General features: G+C 70.3%; 18 protein-coding genes and 1 pseudogene. 11 read left to right on the forward strand and 8 right to left on the reverse strand.

The features are described 5' to 3' along the window. The first annotated feature begins 69 nt into the window (after window positions 1-69). A complete protein-coding gene (locus tag ACIRR9_RS08485; protein ID WP_403749032.1) occupies window positions 70-717 on the forward strand; it encodes a PAS domain S-box protein in 648 nt (215 codons plus the stop codon). On the opposite strand, the gene ACIRR9_RS08490 is transcribed toward ACIRR9_RS08485, so the two are convergent. Then, complete coding sequence (locus ACIRR9_RS08490; RefSeq protein WP_403748960.1) at window positions 645-1,625, reverse strand: DUF3626 domain-containing protein; 981 nt, start codon at window positions 1,623-1,625, stop codon at window positions 645-647. The two genes, ACIRR9_RS08485 and ACIRR9_RS08490, sit on opposite strands and share 73 nt — an antisense overlap. A 111-nt stretch (window positions 1,626-1,736) precedes the next feature. Beyond that, on the reverse strand, window positions 1,737-2,720 hold the full coding sequence (locus ACIRR9_RS08495) for a zinc-binding alcohol dehydrogenase family protein (RefSeq protein ID WP_403748962.1): 984 nt from the start codon (window positions 2,718-2,720) through the stop codon (window positions 1,737-1,739). Window positions 2,721-2,936: 216 nt separating this feature from the next. Here ACIRR9_RS08495 and ACIRR9_RS08500 point away from each other — a divergent pair, with 216 nt between their 5' ends. From ACIRR9_RS08500 to ACIRR9_RS08510, 3 genes are all read left to right on the forward strand, one after another. Beyond that, the gene (locus ACIRR9_RS08500; protein ID WP_185149478.1) at window positions 2,937-4,190 is read left to right on the forward strand and encodes an aromatic acid exporter family protein; all 1,254 of its coding nucleotides are present in this window, start codon (window positions 2,937-2,939) and stop codon (window positions 4,188-4,190) included. A gap of 54 nt (window positions 4,191-4,244) precedes the next feature. Continuing rightward, on the forward strand, window positions 4,245-5,294 hold the full coding sequence (locus ACIRR9_RS08505) for a hypothetical protein (RefSeq protein ID WP_403748964.1): 1,050 nt from the start codon (window positions 4,245-4,247) through the stop codon (window positions 5,292-5,294). Between the two features lie 129 nt (window positions 5,295-5,423). Continuing rightward, window positions 5,424-6,650, forward strand: coding sequence for a lactonase family protein (locus ACIRR9_RS08510; protein WP_403748965.1), 1,227 nt, complete (start codon window positions 5,424-5,426; stop codon window positions 6,648-6,650). Here ACIRR9_RS08510 and ACIRR9_RS08515 read toward each other — a convergent pair. Beyond that, entirely contained in the window at window positions 6,618-7,349 is a 732-nt protein-coding gene (locus ACIRR9_RS08515; RefSeq protein WP_403748967.1) for a DUF2470 domain-containing protein, read from the reverse strand. The two genes, ACIRR9_RS08510 and ACIRR9_RS08515, sit on opposite strands and share 33 nt — an antisense overlap. A 133-nt stretch (window positions 7,350-7,482) precedes the next feature. Then, window positions 7,483-8,088 carry a TetR/AcrR family transcriptional regulator gene (locus tag ACIRR9_RS08520; protein WP_365342059.1) on the reverse strand — a complete coding sequence of 202 codons (606 nt, stop codon included), beginning with the start codon at window positions 8,086-8,088 and terminating at the stop codon, window positions 7,483-7,485. Between the two features lie 108 nt (window positions 8,089-8,196). Here ACIRR9_RS08520 and ACIRR9_RS08525 point away from each other — a divergent pair, with 108 nt between their 5' ends. After that, window positions 8,197-9,738 (forward strand): cytochrome P450, encoded by a 1,542-nt coding sequence (locus ACIRR9_RS08525; RefSeq protein WP_403748970.1) that lies wholly within the window; start codon window positions 8,197-8,199, stop codon window positions 9,736-9,738. Here ACIRR9_RS08525 and ACIRR9_RS08530 read toward each other — a convergent pair. Next, window positions 9,700-10,530 (reverse strand): pentapeptide repeat-containing protein, encoded by an 831-nt coding sequence (locus ACIRR9_RS08530; RefSeq protein WP_403748973.1) that lies wholly within the window; start codon window positions 10,528-10,530, stop codon window positions 9,700-9,702. The genes ACIRR9_RS08525 and ACIRR9_RS08530 overlap by 39 nt on opposite strands. A 9-nt stretch (window positions 10,531-10,539) precedes the next feature. Then, window positions 10,540-11,457 (reverse strand): AraC family transcriptional regulator N-terminal domain-containing protein, encoded by a 918-nt coding sequence (locus tag ACIRR9_RS08535; RefSeq protein ID WP_403748976.1) that lies wholly within the window; start codon window positions 11,455-11,457, stop codon window positions 10,540-10,542. 158 nt (window positions 11,458-11,615) lie between these two features. On the opposite strand from ACIRR9_RS08535, the gene ACIRR9_RS08540 reads away from it, so the two are divergent. From ACIRR9_RS08540 to ACIRR9_RS08555, 4 genes are all read left to right on the forward strand, one after another. Continuing rightward, window positions 11,616-12,698: an aldo/keto reductase gene (locus ACIRR9_RS08540; protein WP_403748979.1), complete on the forward strand. Its 1,083-nt coding sequence runs from the start codon at window positions 11,616-11,618 to the stop codon at window positions 12,696-12,698. Window positions 12,699-12,830: 132 nt separating this feature from the next. Further along, the gene (locus ACIRR9_RS08545) at window positions 12,831-12,968 is read left to right on the forward strand and encodes a DUF5999 family protein (protein ID WP_384574774.1); all 138 of its coding nucleotides are present in this window, start codon (window positions 12,831-12,833) and stop codon (window positions 12,966-12,968) included. A 98-nt stretch (window positions 12,969-13,066) separates the two neighbouring features. Then, entirely contained in the window at window positions 13,067-13,909 is an 843-nt protein-coding gene (locus tag ACIRR9_RS08550; protein ID WP_403749034.1) for an IS5 family transposase, read from the forward strand. Between the two features lie 137 nt (window positions 13,910-14,046). After that, window positions 14,047-14,871: a glutamate racemase gene (locus tag ACIRR9_RS08555; protein WP_403748982.1), complete on the forward strand. Its 825-nt coding sequence runs from the start codon at window positions 14,047-14,049 to the stop codon at window positions 14,869-14,871. A 119-nt stretch (window positions 14,872-14,990) separates the two neighbouring features. Here the strand turns inward: ACIRR9_RS08555 and ACIRR9_RS08560 are convergent, their stop codons facing one another. Both ACIRR9_RS08560 and ACIRR9_RS08565 read right to left on the reverse strand, forming a co-directional pair. Continuing rightward, on the reverse strand, window positions 14,991-17,039 hold the full coding sequence (locus ACIRR9_RS08560) for an RICIN domain-containing protein (protein WP_403748985.1): 2,049 nt from the start codon (window positions 17,037-17,039) through the stop codon (window positions 14,991-14,993). Window positions 17,040-17,147: 108 nt separating this feature from the next. Further along, window positions 17,148-18,212, reverse strand: a complete 1,065-nt coding sequence (locus ACIRR9_RS08565) for a LacI family DNA-binding transcriptional regulator (RefSeq protein ID WP_403748987.1) — start codon at window positions 18,210-18,212, stop codon at window positions 17,148-17,150. Window positions 18,213-18,679: 467 nt separating this feature from the next. On the opposite strand from ACIRR9_RS08565, the gene ACIRR9_RS08570 reads away from it, so the two are divergent. Both ACIRR9_RS08570 and ACIRR9_RS08575 read left to right on the forward strand, forming a co-directional pair. Next, window positions 18,680-19,993, forward strand: coding sequence for an ABC transporter substrate-binding protein (locus ACIRR9_RS08570; RefSeq protein WP_403748990.1), 1,314 nt, complete (start codon window positions 18,680-18,682; stop codon window positions 19,991-19,993). Window positions 19,994-20,002: 9 nt separating this feature from the next. Next, window positions 20,003-20,247, forward strand: a pseudogene (locus tag ACIRR9_RS08575) (sugar ABC transporter permease); the annotation flags it as partial.

Genomic DNA, 20,247 nt, shown 5'->3' on the forward strand with positions numbered 1-20,247 from the left:
CCGGTCCGGTCGGCTTGCCTCTGACCTGGGTCGTCGCCTTGGATGAAGCGGACAGGAGCTGAGGTGGGCATGGAGGCGGGCGGGCTCGACGGCGTGGTGTGGCGCAACCGCGCCCTGACGCTGTTCGACCGGGTGGCGGTGCCGGTCGCGGTGTGCGATGTGTACGGCCTGGTGGTGCTCGCCAACCCGGCGATGGCCGCCGAGTGCGGTACGACGCCGGGGCGGCTGCGCGGCCGGGACGTGCTGGACCTGTTCCGTCCGCAGGAGGAGGCCCAGGTGGAGCGGATCGCCGAGGCGCTGCGGCTGCGGCACCGTTCGCGCTACCAGGTGTCGGTACGGTGGCGGGCGCCCGACGGCACCGAGCGGTACGGGGAGTTGACGGCTGACCCGGTGAGCGAGTCCGTCGGCGAGACGCCGGCGCTGCTGGTGATGTTGCGGGTGGCGGGCGACCGCGAGGTGTCCGGGTCGGAGCCCGCGCGGGTCACCCCGGTCGAGGGGCGGGTGCTGGCACTCCTCGCACGGGGCGCCACCACGGCGCACGCGGCCCGCGAGTTGGGCCTGAGCAAGGACGGCGTGACCTATCATCTGCGTCGGCTGTCGGCCCGCTGGGGCGCGGCGAACCGCACCGAACTGGTCGCCCGCGCCTACGCCTTGGGGGTACTGACCCCCGGTGTCTGGCCGCCGGCGCCGGCGGAACAGGCTGAGCCGGCGGAGTAGGTGGACGCGGCGGAGTAGGTGGAGTCGGTGGTACAGGCGGACTTTTCGGAACAGGCGGTGCCCGCGCCTTCCGGGGCGCCGAACCGAGCGAGTGTGTGCCAGACCATCTTGAGGTCCTGGATCTCATGTCGCCCGGTGCGGGCCGCGTCCCCGATGATCCGTGGATCGATCACGCCCTTCTCGGCGATCAGGGCGCCCAGTTCGGCGTACTCCGGGCCCCGGTAGTCGGCGTGGCGGCGCAGCTCCGGCACGGTGAGCCGGTAGCCGGGGTGCCATTCCACCGGGAAGGGCAGCCGGCGGGCCGCCGCCTCCACCGGGGTGTTGCGGTAACCGGCGTCCAGGATCAGCGCCTCCACATCCCGGTCGAGCCGCACACCGCCGTGCACCTGTACCTCGACGTAGTCGTTGAGGGCGTCCTGCTCGTCGGCCTCGGCCAGGCCGAGCAGATGCGTTCCGGCGGCGACGCCGAAGTCCGTCGGCTCGGCCGCGCTGTCGGGGTAGCAGAAGGTGGCACGGTGCAGTGCCGGGCCGGTCAGTCGAAGGTGCGAGGAACCGAACCGCGGGGCCGCGCCGACGACTTGGCGGCGGAAGTTCAGCGCGCCGTACACCGGTCGCTCGGCCGGGTCGGCGTCGTCGTAGATCCCGGCGAAGATCCGGCTCTCCCAGCGCCAGCGGTCACCGCCCGGGTGCGCGGTGAGCCCGCCGTTGCTGGTGCCGGTGACGAACTGCGAGTGGTAGACGCCGTCCCGGGCCAGCGCTTCGAGGACCGGCAGCCCGGCCGACATCCGGTCGGGGTGGAGGTTCAGGGTGATGCGCAGACCGGAGTCCAGGGCCGGTCCCGAGGAGAGCGCGGCCACGTGACGCAACGCGGCCGCGGCCCGCGCCGCCTCGATGTCCCCGAGTCCCATCGACTCCCCTCTCCTCTCGCCCGGTGTCGGCCGACGTCAGCCGATCATGGTCGGCCGGGTCGTGGCCATGTCACCGCGGGGTCGGCCCGTCGGAGCCGGCCGCTTCGCTGCTCAGCGCCGGACCCTCAGCACTGCCTTCCCCCTGTTTTCGCCCGCTTCCAGCAGTCGCTGGGCCTTCGCCGCGTCGGCCAGGTCGTACTCGGCCGTGATGTCGATGCGTACGGCACCTGATGCGACCTCACCCAGCGCGGCGAGGGTGTGCCGGCTGAGCGTCTCGGGGGCCCGGCGGCCGAGGTCACCGATGTTGTAGCCGGTCAGGGCACGGTTGTTCTTCCACAGCGGGAGGACCGGGAGAGTGAGGTCCGGGTGGCGGCCCGCCTCGCCGTAGACCGCGACCCGGCCGAACGGGGCCAGCACCTCGAAGCTCGCCAGCCGGGTGGGGCCGCCGACCGGGTCCAGGACCAGGTCCACGCCCCGGCCGGACGTCGCCTCTCGCACCGCATCGGCGAAGCCGTCCCGCAGGAAGACGTCGTCGTAGCCGAAGCGCCTCGCGTACTCCGCTTTCTCCTGCGTGCTCACGGTCCCGTACACCGCCGCCGCCCCCAGCGACCGGGCAAGCTGTGCCGCGGCCGACCCGACCCCGCCGGCCGCCGCATGGATCAGCACCGTGTCGCCGGAGGCGATCCGGCCCGCGCCCGCCAGGACCCCGTACGCCGTCGTCAGGACGAGGGGTGCGGCACCAGCCGTACGGAGGGCGAGGCCCAGCCCTTCCAGTGGAAAGACGAACGGCGCCGGCGCGAGCGCGTACTCCGCATAGCCGCCGCCGTCCGGGAGATACGCGGCGACCTCGTCGCCGGGCTTCAGGCCCGTCACGTCCGCACCCGACGCCACCACCGTCCCGGACACCTCCAGACCCGTCACCGTCTCGCCTTCGGGCGGGCCGAAGTCACCCAGGCGGTGCTGCACTTCGCCGTAGTTGACGCCGGCGTACGACACCTGGATCAGTACCTCGCCCCGGCCGGGTTCCGGGTCGGGCAGCTCCACCGGGCGCAGTACTTCCGGTCCGCCGGTCTCCTTGAATGCGATAGCCCGCACATGTCCCCCTCCGCTGTCGGACCGCGGCCGTCGGTCACCGTGATCGTCTTCGGCCGTTACGACGTCCGGAACCCGCGCCTGGATCGCCCTATTCCCGGAGCGGGGCGGTCCCGGACGAGGCCGGCGAGGTCAGCGAGGTCGTCCCACCACTAGCGCGCGCGAGTGATCCGTGGACAATACGTTCGACGTGACACCTGAACGGGAACAGGCCAAGGGATGCAAGACGTACGGAAGTGGGCCCAGGGGCTGGAGCGACTGCTGCGGCGCCATCGGGATCCGGTGGTCGTCCAGACGCTGCGGTCGGCCACCGCGGCCACGATCGCGTACGTCGTCGCGCTCCGTCTGAGCCCGGAACCGGCGCCGCTCACCGCCCCGCTGACCGCGCTCCTCGTCGTCCAGGTGACCCTGTACGCCACCCTCACCAACGGCTTCCGCCGGGTCAACTCGGTGGTGGCCGGGGTGCTGGTCGCCATCGCCTTCAGCCAGTTGGTGGGGCTGACCTGGTGGAGCCTGGCGCTGCTGATCGTGGCCTCGCTGGCGGTGGGGCATCTGGTGCGGGTCGACGAGTACATCCCCGAGGTGGCGATCAGCGCGATGCTGGTGCTCGGGGTCACCACCATCAGCAGTACGGCCTGGGCGCGGATCGTGGAGACCCTGATCGGCGCGGTCGTCGGGATGGGCTGCAATCTGCTGCTTCCGCCCCCGGTGTGGGTGGACGAGGCCGGGGAGTCGATCGAGGGGCTGGCGCGCCGGCTGCGGCAGTTGATGCTGCGGATGGGCGAGGAGGCGGTGGAGATCACCCCCTGGCAGCGGGCGGCGGAGCGGCTGCACGAGGCCCGCAGACTGGACCACGCCATCGTCGAGGTGGACGCGGCGCTGCGGCAGGCCGAGGACAGTCTGCGGCTCAATCCGAGGGTCAGGGAGGGACTGCTGCACCGGGTGGTGCTGCGCACCGGCCTGGACACGCTGGAGATCTGTACGGTCGTCCTGCGGGTGCTGGCCCGCACCTTCACCGACCTGGCCAAGGCCCGCGAGCCCGAGCCGCTGTTCGCGTCGGACGCGGGGGCGGCCGTGGAGCAGTTGCTGTCCCAGATCGCCGACGCGGTGGTCAGCTTCGCGGTGCTGGTGACCACCAGCATCAGCGAGAACGCCGAGTCGGCCGAGTCCCGGCTCGCCGCCGAGCTGCACACGGCGGCCGGCACCCGCGACAAGCTCGCCGAACTGCTCCAGGAGGAGATCCGCCACGACGACCGGAACTGGCAGCTGCTCGGCGCCGTGCTGACCGAGGTCAACCGGCTCCTGGACGAGCTGGACACCGAACACCGCACCCGCCGGCTGCTGGAGGAGCTGGACCGGGTCTCCGGCGAGCAGCGCGCCAAGCTGCCGCGGCTGACCTGGCTGCGCGAGCGGGTGGGCGTACCGGAGAAGCTGCGGCGGAACCGGACGGGCGGCGCGGGACGTTCTCGGTGAAGAGAAGAAGTCGTGAAGCGGTGAAGCGGTGAAGTACGGAAAGGGGGCACGCCGGTGACCGATACGGCGGTGCGGATCGACGAGGACACGCTGCGGCTGCCGGGCGGGGTGGCGGTCCAGTTCATGCGCACACTGCGGCTGCCGGAGACGGGCACGCACGCGCTGCCGCCGGGACTCGGCACGTTCCCGGTCCGGCGGGTGGCCGATTTCCCGGACACGGTCCCCGAGGAGTGGCGGGCGCGCGGCGGGGTGCTGCTGCCGGTGTACCTGCGCGAGGCGATGTGGCTGAACTTCGCGGGTACGACGCGGCCCGCCGCGCTCCAGGTCGGCGTCGGCAAGGTGTGCGCGGTGTCGGGCAGGCCGTGGAGCGACCGGCTCGCGCAGCAGCCTCAGAACTACCTCGTACTCCCTCGGCAGCCCTGGCTGGACGGCATCAACTCCGGAGAGGGTACGGTCCGCCAGTTCGTGGCCGTGCCGCTCGGGCTGGGCGCCACGGTGGAGGGCCAGGTGACGGGCGAGGAGGTGTGGGGCGGGGTGCAGCTCCAGACGTTCCCGCTGACCGAGGAGGCGCTCGCCGAGTACCAGCGTCAGGAACGGCGACGGCGGGAGCGGATGCGCAGGGTGCCGGCGGTCGGTGCCTTCGGCATGGCGCCGCAGATGGCGGCACCCGCGCCGGGTGGGGCCCCGGTGACCAGCAGAAGGAAGTCCACCAGGGCGGCCGGGGCAGCCATGGGTCTCGGCGTCGGCGGCTCGATGCACCAGGAGGTGTACCAGGACGACCGGCCGCTGCGGGACTGGTCCGAGACCCCGGCCGGGCGCGTCTTCGTCCACCTGGTCACGCCCCCGGAGTGGCGCCGCATCACGGGCGAGGCGCCCCCACCGTCGCCGGTGGACCGGGCGGCGTACACCCGCGCGGGGCTGCCCTGGTTCGACTACTACGACGAGGACGCCGAGGATCTCGCCCCCACGGAGGCCCTGGAGGCGGTCAAGCCGGTCGGCGACTGGCTCGGCGACGACCTGGAGCCCTGGCAGCAGCCGTCGCCGGGCCAGGTGATCCCGCTCAAGGACACCCCGGGCAAGCCGGTGGAGGACGGCGACTGGTGACCGCGGGGCCGTCACCGCCCACACGTCATTGCAACATCTGCAATGACCGTTGTCCGTCTTGCCTTTGACCATGAGGTCGCGCCAAGGTTGCTGTCACGACCGGGGTGACCGACGACCTGAGGTGCGGGCATGGGCAGTGGTACGGAAGTGACGGGCGGCGGCTGGAGCAGGCGGCGGTTCGTCGGTGCGCTGGCGGGCGCCGCCGCGGTGGTGGCGGTCCCGGCCCCGGCGGCACCGCTCCGGCAGCGGCCGCACAACGCACCGGCACAGGCACAGGCACAGGCACAGGCATCGGTGGCCGAGACCCCGCCGAAGGCGCCCTCGGCCCCCCGCCCGCTCTACATCGGCACCTACACCTCCGTGGACGGCGGCGGCACCGGCATCGGACTCGCCGGCTACGACCCCGCGACCGGCGAGATCACCGGCACCGGCACGCTCACGGGGGTCGCCGACCCGTCGTATCTGGCCGTTCATCCGAACGGCCGCACGCTCTACGCGGTGAACGAGCGCACGGACGGAGCCGTGACCGCCGTACGCCTCGCCGACCGGAAGATCCTCGGCAGCCGGAGCACGGGCGGGGCGGGCCCCTGCCATCTCTCGGTGCACCCCTCGGGCCGCTGGCTGCTGAGCGCCGAATACACCTCGGGCAGTGTGGCCGTGCACCCGATCGACGCCACGGGCGCCCTCGGTGAGCGCACGGACCTGGTCACGCACTCCAGCCCGGCGCCCGGGCCCGGTCAGCAGGGCCCGCACGCCCACCAGTTCATCACCAGCCCGGACGGCGGCCATGTCCTCGCCGTGGACCTCGGCACCGACACGGTCTACAGCTACCGCCTGGACCTCGCGAAGGGCACGCTCACCGAGGTCGCCCAGGCGCACACGAAGCCGGGGGCGGGTCCGCGCCATCTGACCTTCCATCCGGGCGGGCGGTACGCCTATCTGGCCGACGAGGTGGGCAACACTGTCGCGGTCTGCGGCTACGACAGAACCAGCGGCCGCCTCACCATCGGCGAACCGCAGTCCACCGGCAGCACCCCGGGCACCACCAACTACCCGGCCCAGTTCCTGGTCACCGCGGACGGCGCTTACGCCTATCTGGCCAACCGGGGCGACAACACGCTCGCGCGGTACGCGGTCGAGGCCGACGGGGCCCGGCTGCGACTGCTGGACACCGTGCCGGTGCACGGGGACTTCCCCCGGCAGATCGCCTTCTCCCCCGACGGCCGGCTGCTGTTCGCGTCGAACCAGCGGTCCGGCACCGTGAGTGTCTTCACGGTCGACGCGCACAGTGGTGAACTCCGGCTCGCAGGCGAGCCGTTCGCCTCACCGGTCGCCGTCTGCGCGCTGCCTCTGTAGCGCCCGCGGGCAGGAGGCGGCGGCGCCGGCCTGGGCGAGCAGGACGTGTATGCGCTCGGTGAGCTGGGCGACGTCGTCGGCGGGCGCGTGGAAGGTCAGCCGTACGTCGCCGTGGGCGCGGGTGCGCTCGATGCGCAGAGTGATTCCGTGCCGGTCCACGGCGAGGGGCTGGACGCGGGTGGCGGCGTGCAGGCTCTCGGGTTCGACGAGCCGGGTGAGCCGCTCGACGGCGTCCGGGTGGGCGTCGGCGAGGTGGGTGAGCAGTCTGGCCTCGGCGGCGGCCAGCGGGTCGGGGTTCGCGGCGGCGAACTCGTCGAGGTCGACGACGACCGCACCGGTGGGCCGGCGCAGCACCACCCGGGTGGGGTGGAAGACGAGGTGGTCGTCGGCGGAGGCGAACCAGCCGGCCATCCAGAGCCGGGCCCGGATCCGGCTCCGCACCGGGACGGGCGCGACATCGGCGAACTCCAGCACCGCGGACGGCTCGCCGCGCGGGGCACAGATCGCGGCCACGAGCAGAGCGCTGTCCTCGGGTACGTGCAGCAGCACCCGGCCGTCGCCGGCGACGCCGTGTGCGCCGACGAACTCCTCGCGTCCGCCGTCCGCGGTCACCCTGCACGACCACGTGGTGGCCAGCAGCGACCGGGCCTGTTCGGCCGCGCCGGGTCCGGCGGCCCAGGCTGCCTGTTCGTCACCCATCTCGAAACCTCCTTAGGTAAGCCTCACCTAACTTATCGAAGATCGGGGAGTACGCCAAGCACGGGCTGCGTCATGTGCGTGAAGAACGGTTGCGGACGACGGCCGACCGCCGAGGACGACGGCGCCGGAAGCGTCAGGCCAGGACACCCAGCAGCGCCCGCGCGCACAGATCCCGTACCTGCTCCCGCGTCAGCTCCTCGGTGCGCAGCCACTCCAGGCAGACATGCGTGGTGAAGGCGAGCCAGCCGCGCACCGCGAGCCGGGTGTCGGGGCGCTGATCGAGGGCGGGGCCGAACTCGGGGTCGGCGGCGAGGGTGGCCAGGATCTGACGCTCCTGGGCGTCCTGGGCCCGCCGGTAGACACGCCGCACGACCTGATCGCCGGAGGCCTCGGCACGGTGGAAGGCGCGGAAGCCGTGCGCATGGGTGTGGACGTACTCGAGGTAGACGTCGAGACCCGCGGTGAGCTGCTCACGGGCGGGCACACCGGGCTCGGCCGCCGTCATCCGCAGCATCCGCTCACTCTCCCGCTCCACCACCGCCGCGAAGAAATCACGTTTGGTCGGAAAATAGTGGTACAGCAGGCCCCGGGAGACACCCGCGATCTCGGCGACCTGCTCGATCCACACGTCGTCGTACGGGCTCTCCGAGAAGAGCCCGGCCCCGACCGAGAGGAGCTGCTCACGGCGTTCCGCGGTGCTCATCCTGCGGCGGCTGCGCTCACTCTGGTTCGCGACCATGTCCGCACTTTACTTGACGCGGATTCAACAACGGGACGAGACTGGGACCGCTTATTGAACCCACGTACAACTAGCTCAACCTGCCGCAGCATCGAGGGAGATCGCGTCATGGCGGAGACGGTCACGCAGTCGGCGACGGGGACGGACGGGCCGCTGCCGAAGGGGTTCCGCGGGGCCGAGCAGGGCTGGCCCGAGCTGCACCGGATACCCCACCCGCCGCGCAGACTGCCCCTCCTCGGCGACATCCTGGGCGTCGACCGGCGCACCCCCCTCCAGGACTCGATGCGCTTCGCCACCCAGCTGGGCCCGATCTTCCGGCGCAAGGCGTTCGGCAACGAGTTCGTGTTCGTGTGGGGCGCCGAGCCGGCCGCCGACATGGCCGACGAGGCACGGTTCGCCAAGCACGTGGGACTCGGTGTCGCCAATCTGCGCCCGATCGCCGGGGACGGCCTCTTCACCGCGTACAACCACGAGTCGAACTGGCAGCTGGCGCACGACGTCCTGGCCCCCGGTTTCAGCCGGGAGGCCATGGAGGGCTATCACGCGATGATGCTGTCCGTGGCCGGGCGGCTGACCGACCGCTGGGACCGGGAGCTGGCCGCCGGCCAGTGGGTCGACGTGCCCGGCGACATGACCAAACTGACCCTGGAGACGATCGCCCGGACCGGGTTCGGGCACGACTTCGGGTCGTTCGAGCGGGACCGGCCGCACCCCTTCGTGACCGCGATGATCGGCACGCTCGTCTACGCGCAGCGCCTCAACAGCGTGCCCGCGCCGCTGGCCCCGCTGATGCTGCGGCAGGCCGCCCGGCGCAACGCGGCCGACATCGACTACCTCAACCGCACGGTCGACGACCTGGTCGAGGAACGGCGCGCGAACGGCCGCGGGAACGGCGACCTGCTCGACCGGATGCTGGAGACGGCCCACCCGGAGACCGGGGAGCGGCTGACCGCCGAGAACGTACGGCGGCAGGTGATCACCTTCCTGGTCGCGGGCCACGAGACCACCTCGGGCGCGCTCTCCTTCGCCCTGCACTACCTCTCCCAGCACCCCGAGGTCACCGCCAGAGCGGCCGCGGAGGTGGACCGCGTCTGGGGCGACACGGCAACGCCGAGCTACGACCAGGTCGCCAAGCTCCGCTATGTACGCCGGGTCCTCGACGAGTCGCTGCGGCTGTGGCCCACGGCCCCCGCCTTCGCCCGCGAGGCCCGCCAGGACACCGTGCTGGCCGGGGACCACCCGATGCGCCGGGGCGCCTGGGCCCTGGTCCTCACGGCGATGCTGCACCGGGACCCCGAGGTGTGGGGCCCGGACCCGGAGAGCTTCGACCCGGACCGCTTCGACGCCAAGGCCGTACGTGCCCGGGCCCCGCACACCTTCAAGCCGTTCGGCACCGGCGCGCGGGCGTGCATCGGCCGCCAGTTCGCCCTGCACGAGGCGACCCTGGTCCTCGGCCTGCTGCTGCGCCGCTACGACCTGAAGGCCGACCCCGACTACCGCCTGAAGGTGACCGAGCGGCTGACGCTGATGCCGGAAGGCCTGCGGCTGCGGCTGGAGAGGCGCACCCCGGCGCCCGCGCAGGCGCCGGTGTCCGACCCGGACACGCTCTCGTCAGAGGGCGGCTGTCCAGTGCACGGGGTGGGTGACTGACGCCGGCAGCCGGGTCCCGGCGCTCCCCCGGGCCGCGTCGAGCTGCGGCTGGGTCAGGAAGAAGGCGCCCGTGAGGTCGGCGTCCGTGAGGTCGGCGTCGCGCAGGTCGGCGCCGATCAGGTCCGCGTCCCTCAGGTCGGCGCCGGTGAGGTCGGCGGCGATCAGGTAGGCCCCGCGCAGACTCGCACCGCGCAGGTCGGCGCCCCTCAGCCCGGCGCCGATCAGGTCCGCGCCCCGGCGGTCCTTCTTCCGGCCCCGGACGCCCGCGCGGGCCAGCTCACTCGTCCGGAGCAGCAGCACATTGACCTCCTGCCGATGCGCGGCCACGTCCAGGGCGGCGAGTTCGTCGGGTGATCCGAGGGTGAGCTCCTCGGTCCGCTCCAGCAGCTCGCCCAGCTCGGTGTGGACGGGCCGGGCGGCGGCCAGGCCCAGGGCCTCCGTCAGATACCAGAGCAGTTCGTGCAGCTGCCGTACGACCGGGAAGACGTCCAGCATCCGGCGGGCGTGCTCCTTGGACCCGGTCCGCCAGTCCTGCCCGCCGAAGGTGACCTGGGAGACCCGCTGCCCGGCACCGAAGCAGTCGTAGACCGTGCAGCCGCCGAAGCCGCGCTGCCGCAACTCGGTGTGGATACCGCAGCGGTGGTCGCCGCCGAGGTTCCGGCAGGGCGTCCCGGCGGGTTTGGTGACCGCGAAGTCCGCCGAGGCGGTGAAGGGCAGGGCGACACAGCAGAGCCCGAAGCAGCGGGCGCAGTCGCCGCGCAGCCGAGCCCGTTCGGATATCTGTTCTGGCATCCGTCCACCCTACTGACCTGCGAGGACTTCCTCGTCCGCATTTCTGAGCCGGACCGCGTCCGCGCCCGGCGGCCGGCCGAACTGCCGCCGGTACTCGCGGCTGAACTGGGAGGCGCTGTCGTAGCCGACCGCGTAGCCGACGTCGGCCACGTCGTCGGTGCTGCTCATCAGGCGCAGCCGGGCCTCCTGGAGGCGGATGTGCTTCTGGTACTGGATCGGGGTCAGCGCGGTCACCGCCCGGAAGTGCCGGTGGAACGGGGACGCGCTCATGCCCGAGAGCCGGGCCAGGTCCTCGACGCGCAGCGGCTCGGTGTAGTGGTCGCGGATGAAGCGGATCGCCCGGCTGATCTGGGTGAGGCGGCTGTCGGCGAGCCCGATCTGCCGCACCAGCGGCCCCTGCCCGCCGGTGACCAGCCGCCACAGGATCTCTCTCTCGATCATCGGGGCGAGGACGGGGATGTCGGCGGGCCGGTCGAGCAGCCGGACCATCCGCATCACGGCGTCGACCAGGTCGGCGCCGGCCTCGCCGACCGCGAGCGCGGGCAGGTCGTCCGTACGGCGGCGGGCGGCACCGGCGTGCGGGTCGATGCCGGACTCCAGGAGCAGCGCGGCCAGCCGGGCGGGCCGCAGACGCAGCCCGAAACCCAGGAAGGGCTCCTCGGGGGTGGCCCGGGTGCAGTGCCCGGAGACCGGCAGATCGACCGAGACGACGAGGTACTGGCCGGCTTCGTAGTCGTAGATCCGGCCGCCGAGCGTCAGTCGTTTCGCGCCCTGGGCGGGCAGCGCGAACACGGGGTCGGTGATGCCGGAGCGGGGTCCGGTGGGCCGCTCGGCGCGGGTCAGCATCAGGCCGTCGATCGCGGGGACGGCGTCGGCGTCACGCGGGGCGTGCCGGTCGATCAGGGTGCGCAGTTCGTCGAGGGACACGCTCGATTCAAACGCCGACGGCAAGCGGGCCGCAACGCCCTCCCACCCACATCGACAGGATCGTGCAAGCCTCCGGCGCGATCGCCCTAACGTTCCCGCAGCTCAGGCTGGTTTGCTCGAAGAGTCGGAATCCCCACCCACCTTCCACGGAGCATTCCATGGCACTCGACTCGTACGTCGGTCTCGGTCGGTCCGGGCTCAAGGTGAGCCCCTTCTGCCTCGGCGCGATGAACTTCGGCGAGGACGGCGGCTTCGGCTGCTCGGTCGAGGACTCGGAGAAGATCCTCCAGGCGTATCTCGACCTCGGCGGCAACTTCGTCGACACCGCGAACTTCTACACCAACGGCCACTCGGAGGCGATCCTCGGCGACTTCCTCGCCGCCCGGCCGGGGCAGCGCGACCGGCTGGTGCTGGCCACCAAGTTCTTCGGCAACCTCCACCCGGGCGACCCCAACGGCGGCGGCGCGGGCCGCAAGGCGATCGTCGGCCAGCTGGAGGACTCACTGCGCCGGCTGCGCACCGACTACGTCGACCTGTACTGGCTGCACAACCACGACTGGGCCACGCCGGTCGAGGAGACCCTGCGCACCCTGGACGACCTGGTGACCGCCGGCAAGATCCACTACGTCGGCTTCTCCGACACCCCGGCCTGGTTCACCGCCAAGGCCCACACCATGGCCCTGCTGCGCGGCTGGACTCCGGTGACCGCGCTGCAGATGGAGTACTCGCTGCTGGAGCGCACCATCGAGGGCGAGCTGATCCCGCTCGCGCAGGACGCGGGCATGGGGCTGCTGCCCTGGAGCCCGCTCAAGAACGGCTACCTGTCCGGGAAGTACCGCCAGGGGCGGGCGGCGCCCACGGACGCGAAGCGGGCGGCCGTCCTCGGGCAGCCCACGGACGACCAGTTCACGGTGATCGAGACCGTGGCCGCGATCGCCGAGGAGATCGGCGCGAGCCCCGCCGCCGTGGCCCTGTCCTGGGTCCGGCACCGCCCCGGTGTCACCTCCACCCTCATCGGCCCGCGCACCCTCGCCCACCTGGAATCCAATGTGGTCGCCCTGGAGGTCCATCTGACCCCCGAGCAGACGGCGAGGCTCGACGAGGTGTCGGCCCCGGCCCTCGACTTCCCCCACGACCTCAACCGCCGCGTCGGCCCGATGCTGAAGTACGCGGGCGCGACGGTCGACGGGGTACCGAGCGCGGTGTATCCGCCGCTGCTGAGCAGCACGGCCCGCTACTGAGCGGGATGCTCGAAGCCCGGCCGGAAACTCACCGACGAGCTTCCGGCCTTGTGGGCGTCCCCTCGTCCAATGGAAAACAAGTTCGGCTACCACAGAGGCAGGAGCAGGAGCCCGAAGGACAGGAGACGGACCATGTGCAGGCATCAGCCCCCGTGCCCCGGCGCCGGCCACCCCGACCACCACCCGGCCGTCATCGTCTCGGCCCATCCCGAACAGGGCTGGAGTCTGCTGTGCGACGGCACCATCGTCTTCGACGACACAAAGATTTGATTAAGAGCTCGCGCAGATAGGCGGCGAGTACCCCGCAGCGAGGCAGGCATAGTTCTTCGTGATCATGGTTGCGACGCTCTGCGATCGCTGGGGGATCTGTGCCTGCGCTTCCATCTTGGCCGACCAACCCGCTGTGGAGGCAATTCTCGGCGCTGCTGCCCGAGCGTCCAACGGTCGATCCTGCCCATCCGCTGGGCTGTCACCGGCCCCGGATCAGCGACCGGATCGTGTTCGACAAGCTGCTGCAGCTGCTGCGGTTCGGGTGCTCCTACCAGGCGATCGCCGATACAACCTGCTCGGCGACCACCATCCGCAATCGCCGCGATGAGTGGATCCGGCTCGGCATCTTCGGTCGGCTCAAGCAGATCGCGCTGGAGTCCTACGACCGGATCGTCGGGCTCGTGCTCGACCAGATCGCCGTCGACGGTTCCATCACCAAGGCCCCCGGCGGTGGCGAGGTCGCCGGGCGTTCACCGGTCGACCGCGGCAAGCAGGGCCTGAAACGCTCGGGCATGACGGACGGCTACGGAATTCCGCTCGGCAGGGTCCTGGCCGGAGCAAACCGCCATGACTCCCCGCTGCTGGCCCCGACCTTGGATCTGCTGAAGAACCTCCGGCCGCTGCCCGACGACATCACCGTGCACTTGGACGCCGGCTACGACTCGGACAGGACCCGCGCCGAACTGAGTGCTCGCAACCTGCACGGCCGCATCGCGCACAAGGGCGAGAAGGCGCCGATCCAGGCCAGTCAGAGGTGGCATGTCGAACGCACACACGCCTGGCAGAACGCTTTCCACCGGCTCACCCGCTGCTACGAACGCCGGACCGGTGTCATCGATGCCTTTTTCGGTCTCGTCGACATCATCATCACCATACGTAGCCTCATCCGCCGGGCCTGGACTACCCATCCCTGGCACAGTCGCCCCGCCCGCCGACCCTGAACCCAGTGCGCATCCACACGGGCTCAACACAAGAGAGCAGTTGATCCTGCTGTGATGGACTTGCCCGGCGTTGTGAAGGGGGCCGCGCATGTGCTCGGGACGGCCTGCGGCGAGCTCCGACTGGTACGTTGACCCTCATGACGGTGGCATTGATCGACTCAGGATTTGGCCTCCTCCCTACCGCCGGCTGGCTTCGGCACCTCGCCCCGGAACTCGATCTGCTTCTGCTTCTGGATCCCGAGGGCGCCCCCTGGGGGCCGAAAACCGCCTCCTCTGTCACGGACCGTCTGCTCACCGCCGCAGATTTGGCCACGGAGCGCGGCGCGGAAGCCATCGTGGTGCCCTGCAACACCGCCACTGTCACCGCGATCGACGCCCTGCGCGAGAGGTTCGAGCCTCGCATCCCTGTGATTGGAACTGTCCCCGCCGTGAAGCCGGCCGCGGCAACCAGCCAAAACCTCGCCGTATGGGCGACCGTCCGTACCACCGCAAGTGACTACCAGGATCGTCTGATCGCGGACTTCGCGAACGGCATGCCAGTCGCACGGGTCGCGTGTCCCGGCCTGGCCGAAGCAATCGACCACGGTGACGTGGCCGCCGCAGCGGAGGCGATCGCCGACGCAGCCGAGCGAACCCCCCGGAATTGCGACGCCGTGGTGCTGGGATGTACGCACTACCCCTTGGTGGCTCCGGAGATTCTGCAGAGCCTGCCAGCCGGAACCATCCTGTATGACAGCGCGGAATCAGTCGCCCACCAGGTACTGCGACGATTGAACCGCACCAGGGAAGCAGGCAGCGTCCTAGGCTCCATCGACGTAGAACTCAGCGGTCGCCCCGGCCGCCTCCCGGCAGGCGCGTACGCCTATCCGGTGGGCCGTGCCCTGGCCGCCGCAGCGCGAGTACCTCGCGAAGCTCTTATCTCCGCCACCACCCGAACCTCGGTGACTGCTTCGGCTATCTGAGCGGACCCCCGGCCCTGTCCGCAACACGCCTATCTGCGCGACCTCTAAGGCGGCCGGGCCCGTCGACCAGGTCGACGGGCCCGGCACGCGTCCATGTCGGATGGTGTGCTTTCGTCGAGTCAGTTGACGCGGACGATCTTCCAGAGTTGGTCGCCGACGTTGACGTCGTTCCACTGAATGACGGACGCACCGTTGGCCGTGGACGACTGCGCCACTCCGGCCACCAGGCCGCTGCCCCCGTTGACGAGCTTGTAGTAGCCGCCGCCTGCGCTGGTCAGAGTCCATTTCTGGGAGTTGCTGCCGGAGGCGGTGTTCTGGACGATGGCTGCACCGGCGGCGGTCGAGGAATTGCTGACGTCGAGCTTCAGGCCGCTGTGGACGTTCTGCATGGTCCAGGCGCCGCCGCTCTGGGACTGGAAGGTCCACAACTGGCAGTCGCAGGCCGAGTTCTGCCACTGGTCGGCCGCCTGACCGGCAGTGGTGGAGGCGGCGGGGATCTCCAGGTACTCGCCGCTGTTCTTGTTCACCAGCACGTACTGGCCGCTGGACAGCGACGGCAGGGCCAACTGGGTGAGGTTCCAGCGCTGGCAGCCGCAGCCGGTGCTGTCCCACTGACCGGCGACCGTACCGGCGGCGGTGGAGGCGTTCGGAATCTCAAGGTATTTGCCGGTGAGCCGGTTGACGGCCGTGAAGCCGCCGGACGGGCTGGGGGCGATGGCCCACTCGTGGTCGAGGGTGCCGTTGTCGTCCCACTGCAGGATCTTGGCCCCGTTGGCGGTGGACTGGTTCTCCACCCCCAGAACCTTGCCGGAGGCCACGTTGAGGATCCTGAAGAAGCCTGATGGCTGGAGGACGAACCTCCACTGCTGGTCGGTGGCGTTGTCGGCGTTCTGCTGGGTGGCGTAGGTGCCGTTGGCGGTCGAGCCGCCGGCGATGGCCAGCATCAGGTTGCTGCCCGCGTTGGAGGCCGTGTAGGTGGCGCCGTCGGAGACGCCGCCGCCCAGGTCGATGGTGCTGTAGGTGACCGGGTTGAGAGAGCTGCCGTTGTAGCCGCCGCTGAAGACCTCCAGGCTGTGGCCGTCCGGAAGCGGGAGCATGCCGCGGCTGTATCCGCCGGCGACGTTGGACTGGATGCGGGTCCAGGCGCTCGTGGCGCCGTTCTGGGTGTTGAGGAAGAGGTCTCCGGTGCTGTTGGTGCTGACGACCAGGGTGCCGTTCGGTCCGCCGGTGGGCAGCCAGGTGATGTACGGGGCACTGGACGGGACATAGCCGTCGGTCGACTTCAGCACCTGGCCGGTGACCGAGCCGAAGGCCTCCGGGTCGGCGGAGATCTTGTAGTACACCGCGAAGTTCTTCTCCGGCGCACCGCCGTATTCGTACGTCATCACGTAGTTGCCGTTGGGCAGCTTCGCCACCGTCGCCATGCCCGGTCGGTCGCTGTACGTGGGCATCGCCACGTCGTCCACGACGGGGCCCCAGTTCACGCCGTCCGTGCTGACCTGGTGGACCAGTTTCTGGCCGTGGGCGGTGTCGCGCTGGTCGGAGTAGTAGACGACGAGCCTGTTGCCGTTCATCAGGAAGAACGGCTCCCACACCGGCGTGTAGCCGTTGCTGGCGGTGGCCTGGCCGCCGGTGGCGATGTTGCTCACGAAGGTCCACGTCAGTCCGTGGTCCGTGCTGGCGTACATGTCGATCTTCGTCGCGGACCGGTCGGCGGGGACCGAGTCGCCTGCGATCAGGAGGGTGCCGGCGGGGAAGCTGCCCATCGCCGTGGGCAGTTCGAACAGCTGCGGCTCCCAGCGCATGCCCCAGCCGTTCTGGGTGTCGGCGACGCTGGAGATCTGGGTCCAGGAATTGCCGTTGTCGGTGCTGCGGTAGATCGGGAAGACGGGGGTGCCGGACGTGTACTGCTCGAACGTGGCAAGCACGGTGCCGTTGGCGGAGCCGCTGTGCTCCAGACGTATCGCCCGCGGGTAGAGCGAGCCCGGCGCGGGCGTGCCGGACGGCGGCGTGTACATGGTCTGCGAAGGACGGGCCAAGGCGTGGGCCTTGCCCGCGGCAGGCAGGAGGACCGTACCGACCGCCGTAACCAGGGCGAGCAGCAGCAGGAGAAGGGACCGAGGGCGGGGAGCGGCGCCGGGTCTGGCGCCTGGCTCGGTAGTGGACATGGTGCGGCTCCATAGCGGGGATGGGTTGTTTCGATGTCCGCTGTCCCTCGGGCCGGACGGACCAGGGATCGGCGAAGTCCAATGAGCGCGCGTCGGGCCGCCCGGGGCTCAGGTGGTGCGCAGCAGCGGCCCGCCCCGGCGGAGCGGCGGGGGCGCGGTCGATGCGCGGACGACAAGTTCCACGGGCGGTTCCTCCGCCTGCGGCAGCTCAGCGTCGGGTTGCTCGATGGCATGCACGAGAAGCCGGACGCCTTCCCGTGCGGCTGCCTCGAAGGGCTGACGCACGGTGGTCAGAGGCGGCGAGACATAGGCGAAGACCGGATTGCCGTCGAAACCGACGACACTGACGTCCTCCGGCACCCGTCGGCCGGCTTCCCGCAGGGCATGGATCAGGCCGATGGCCATCTCGTCGCCCGCGGCGAACACCGCGGTCACGGAGCTGTCCGAAGCCAGCGCACGACCTGCCGCGTAGCCGGAGGCGGCCGACCAGTCTCCGTTGAGCAGGGGCGGCTCGTGCGCGCCGTGTTCGGCAAGGGCCGCCTGCCAGCCCTCGATACGGTCCTTGGTGGCGTACCACTGCCGTGGACCGGCGAGATGATGGACGGTCTCGTGCCCCAGGTCCAGCAGGTGTTCTGTGGCCGCCCGGGCCAGTGCACGGGCACCCACACTCACGGACACGGTCCGGGTGGCGGTGAAGGAGGGCGGCGCTCCGAGGAACAGGACCGGTACATCGACGCGGAGCGGGACTTCTCCCTTCACGATGGGCTCGGAGACGACGACACCGTCCACTCCCTGTTCGAGAAGAGACTCCAGCGCGCCGACGATGCCGTTCGGGTCACCGTCCGGCGTGTTGATCACGCGGAGCGCGTAACCGGCGTCCCGTACCGCCTGCTCGATGTGCACGAGCAGGGAGGCGGTTCCGTATCCGGCGGTTCCCAGAGCGACGACACCAAGAGAGCGAGTGCGCCCGGAGGCCAGGGCCCTGGCCGCGTGGTTCAGCCGGTAGCCGAGTTCCTCGGCGGCCGCGAGGACACGGCGGCGGGCGTCGTCCGAGACGTACGGCTCGTCGTTGAAGACCCGGGACACCGTCTTGCGCGAGACTCCGGCCACCCGTGCGACGTCGGCGCTACGCGGCGCGGGCGAGGTCACATCGCGCCCCACTCCTGGTGTCATGAAAGTCTCCCGATGGCCGTGCAATGGCTGCGTCCCGGCGAACGAGTGTGGTCAGCGGCTATGACCACGCGGTCTGATCGCGCGGTCATGTCTACGCAGCCGCGGGGCGCGCGTCAAGAGTCCTGACAGCTCCCGTCGTTCGCCGTCCGTGCTGCACGATGGTCGCGATGCCGCCGAAAGGGGAAGGAAGAGGAGAATCAATGCAGGTCAAATGTCAAAATCACCAGTCGACACCACGCATGCGGACGTGCGGACGAGTCAGTTCCCCTGCGACACCGATCGCCAAACGGCCTTGACAGCGAGCTCACGCAGCCCTCACTCTTCCTGGCAGCCGCCGATCGCGTTTGTGTGATTGCGTTGGATTATGGTCGCTTGCGGCCGCCTCCTCACCGTTATTTCTTCGAGCCGACGCGCCTTCGGCCCGACGTGCCAAACCCTGGGCTCAGTCGCCCTGTCAGGAGCCGTACATGGACCTCTCTCCCTCAGGTCTCGTTTCTTCCGCTCCGAGCCGACGCAGTGTGCTGCGCGGGGCCGGTTCGGCCGCCCTCCTCGCCGGCGCCGGCATACCCCTGCTGTCCGCCTGCGGCAGCAGCGGTTCCTCCTCCGACCCGAAGACCGTCAGTGTCGGCTCCAACGACTCGGACGCCGTGCCGAAGACGGCGTACGCGGACGTGTACGCGGCCTTCAAGAAGCAGTCCGGCATCACCGTCAACGTGAACACGAAGGACCACAACACCTTCCAGGAGCAGATCAACTCGTATCTGCAGGGCACGCCGGACGACGTGTTCAAGTGGTTCGCCGGCTACCGCATGCAGTTCTTCGCGGCCAAGAACCTCGCCTCCCCGATCGACGACGTGTGGGCGAAGATCGGGGACAACTTCCCCGACGCGATGAAGAAGCTCAGCAAGGGCGCGGACGGCAAGTACTACTTCGTGCCGATGACCACGTACCCCTGGGCGGTCTTCTACCGCAAGAGCGTCTTCCAGGCGAAGGGCTACACGGTCCCCACCACGTGGGACCAGCTGGTCGCCCTGTGCAAGCAGATGAAGAAGGACGGCCTGGTCCCGATCGCGTTCGGCGACAAGGACGCCTGGCCGGCGATGGGCACCTTCGACCAGATCAACTTCCGCCTCAACGGCTACGACTTCCACAAGTCCCTGATGGCGGGCAAGGAGTCCTGGACCGACGCCAAGGTCAAGGCCGTCTTCGACCACTGGGCCGAGCTGCTCCCCTACCACCAGGACGGCTTCATGGGCCGCACCTGGCAGGACGCCGCCCAGACCCTGGTGTCCAAGAAGGCCGGCATGTACCTCCTGGGCACCTTCGTGGCCCAGCAGTTCACCAACAAGGCCGACCTCGACGACCTCGACTTCTTCGCCTTCCCGGAGATCAACTCCGCGTACGGCCAGGACACCGTCGAGGCGCCCACCGACGGCTTCATGGTCAGCAAGTCCCCCAAGAACCACGACGGTATGGTCAAGCTGATGGAGTACCTGGGCTCCCCGGCGGCAGAGGAGCTCTACCTCAAGGGCGACCCGAGCGTGGTGGCCGCCTCCAGCAAGGCCTCCACGGCGTCGTACTCGGCGCTGCAGAAGAAGGCGTTCGACATGATCGGCGCCGCCAAGTCCCTGACCCAGTTCATGGACCGCGACTCGCGCCCGGACTTCACCTCCACGGTGATGCAGCCCGGCCTGCAGAAGTTCCTGCAGGACCCGAAGGGCATCGACAACCTGCTCTCGTCCATCGAGCGCCAGAAGAAGACCATCTTCGCGTCCGAGTGAGCATCCTGAATGACGACTGAATCCCCCACGAAGTCCCAGGAGGCGGCCGCCGTGCCGCCTCCTGGGCGCGCGTCCGAGAACAAGCGGATCCAGCAGGGCCACAAGCGCCTGCTGACCCGCCGTGACCGCATCACGCTCGCCTTCATGGCGGGCGTGCCCACGGTCCTCCATGTGGTCCTCGTCTGGGTGACCGCGATCGCCTCGATCCTCCTGGCCTTCACCAGCTGGGACGGCATCGGCTTCGACTCCATCAA

The sequence above is a fragment of the Streptomyces sp. NPDC101234 genome (genome assembly GCF_044767525.1).
GTDB classification, from domain to species: domain Bacteria; phylum Actinomycetota; class Actinomycetes; order Streptomycetales; family Streptomycetaceae; genus Streptomyces; species Streptomyces sasae.

Bases quoted from the DNA above. Each gene is read 5' to 3' on its own strand.
- ACIRR9_RS08485 (WP_403749032.1), top strand. From the start codon at position 70: ATGGAGGCGGGCGGGCTCGACGGCGTGGTGTGGCGCAACCGCGCCCTG.
- ACIRR9_RS08490 (WP_403748960.1), bottom strand. From the start codon at position 1,625: ATGGGACTCGGGGACATCGAGGCGGCGCGGGCCGCGGCCGCGTTGCGT.
- ACIRR9_RS08500 (WP_185149478.1), top strand. From the start codon at position 2,937: ATGCAAGACGTACGGAAGTGGGCCCAGGGGCTGGAGCGACTGCTGCGG.
- ACIRR9_RS08510 (WP_403748965.1), top strand. From the start codon at position 5,424: ATGGGCAGTGGTACGGAAGTGACGGGCGGCGGCTGGAGCAGGCGGCGG.
- ACIRR9_RS08515 (WP_403748967.1), bottom strand. From the start codon at position 7,349: ATGGGTGACGAACAGGCAGCCTGGGCCGCCGGACCCGGCGCGGCCGAA.
- ACIRR9_RS08520 (WP_365342059.1), bottom strand. From the start codon at position 8,088: ATGGTCGCGAACCAGAGTGAGCGCAGCCGCCGCAGGATGAGCACCGCG.
- ACIRR9_RS08525 (WP_403748970.1), top strand. From the start codon at position 8,197: ATGGCGGAGACGGTCACGCAGTCGGCGACGGGGACGGACGGGCCGCTG.
- ACIRR9_RS08530 (WP_403748973.1), bottom strand. From the start codon at position 10,530: ATGCCAGAACAGATATCCGAACGGGCTCGGCTGCGCGGCGACTGCGCC.
- ACIRR9_RS08540 (WP_403748979.1), top strand. From the start codon at position 11,616: ATGGCACTCGACTCGTACGTCGGTCTCGGTCGGTCCGGGCTCAAGGTG.
- ACIRR9_RS08545 (WP_384574774.1), top strand. From the start codon at position 12,831: ATGTGCAGGCATCAGCCCCCGTGCCCCGGCGCCGGCCACCCCGACCAC.
- ACIRR9_RS08555 (WP_403748982.1), top strand. From the start codon at position 14,047: ATGACGGTGGCATTGATCGACTCAGGATTTGGCCTCCTCCCTACCGCC.
- ACIRR9_RS08560 (WP_403748985.1), bottom strand. From the start codon at position 17,039: ATGTCCACTACCGAGCCAGGCGCCAGACCCGGCGCCGCTCCCCGCCCT.
- ACIRR9_RS08565 (WP_403748987.1), bottom strand. From the start codon at position 18,212: ATGACACCAGGAGTGGGGCGCGATGTGACCTCGCCCGCGCCGCGTAGC.
- ACIRR9_RS08570 (WP_403748990.1), top strand. From the start codon at position 18,680: ATGGACCTCTCTCCCTCAGGTCTCGTTTCTTCCGCTCCGAGCCGACGC.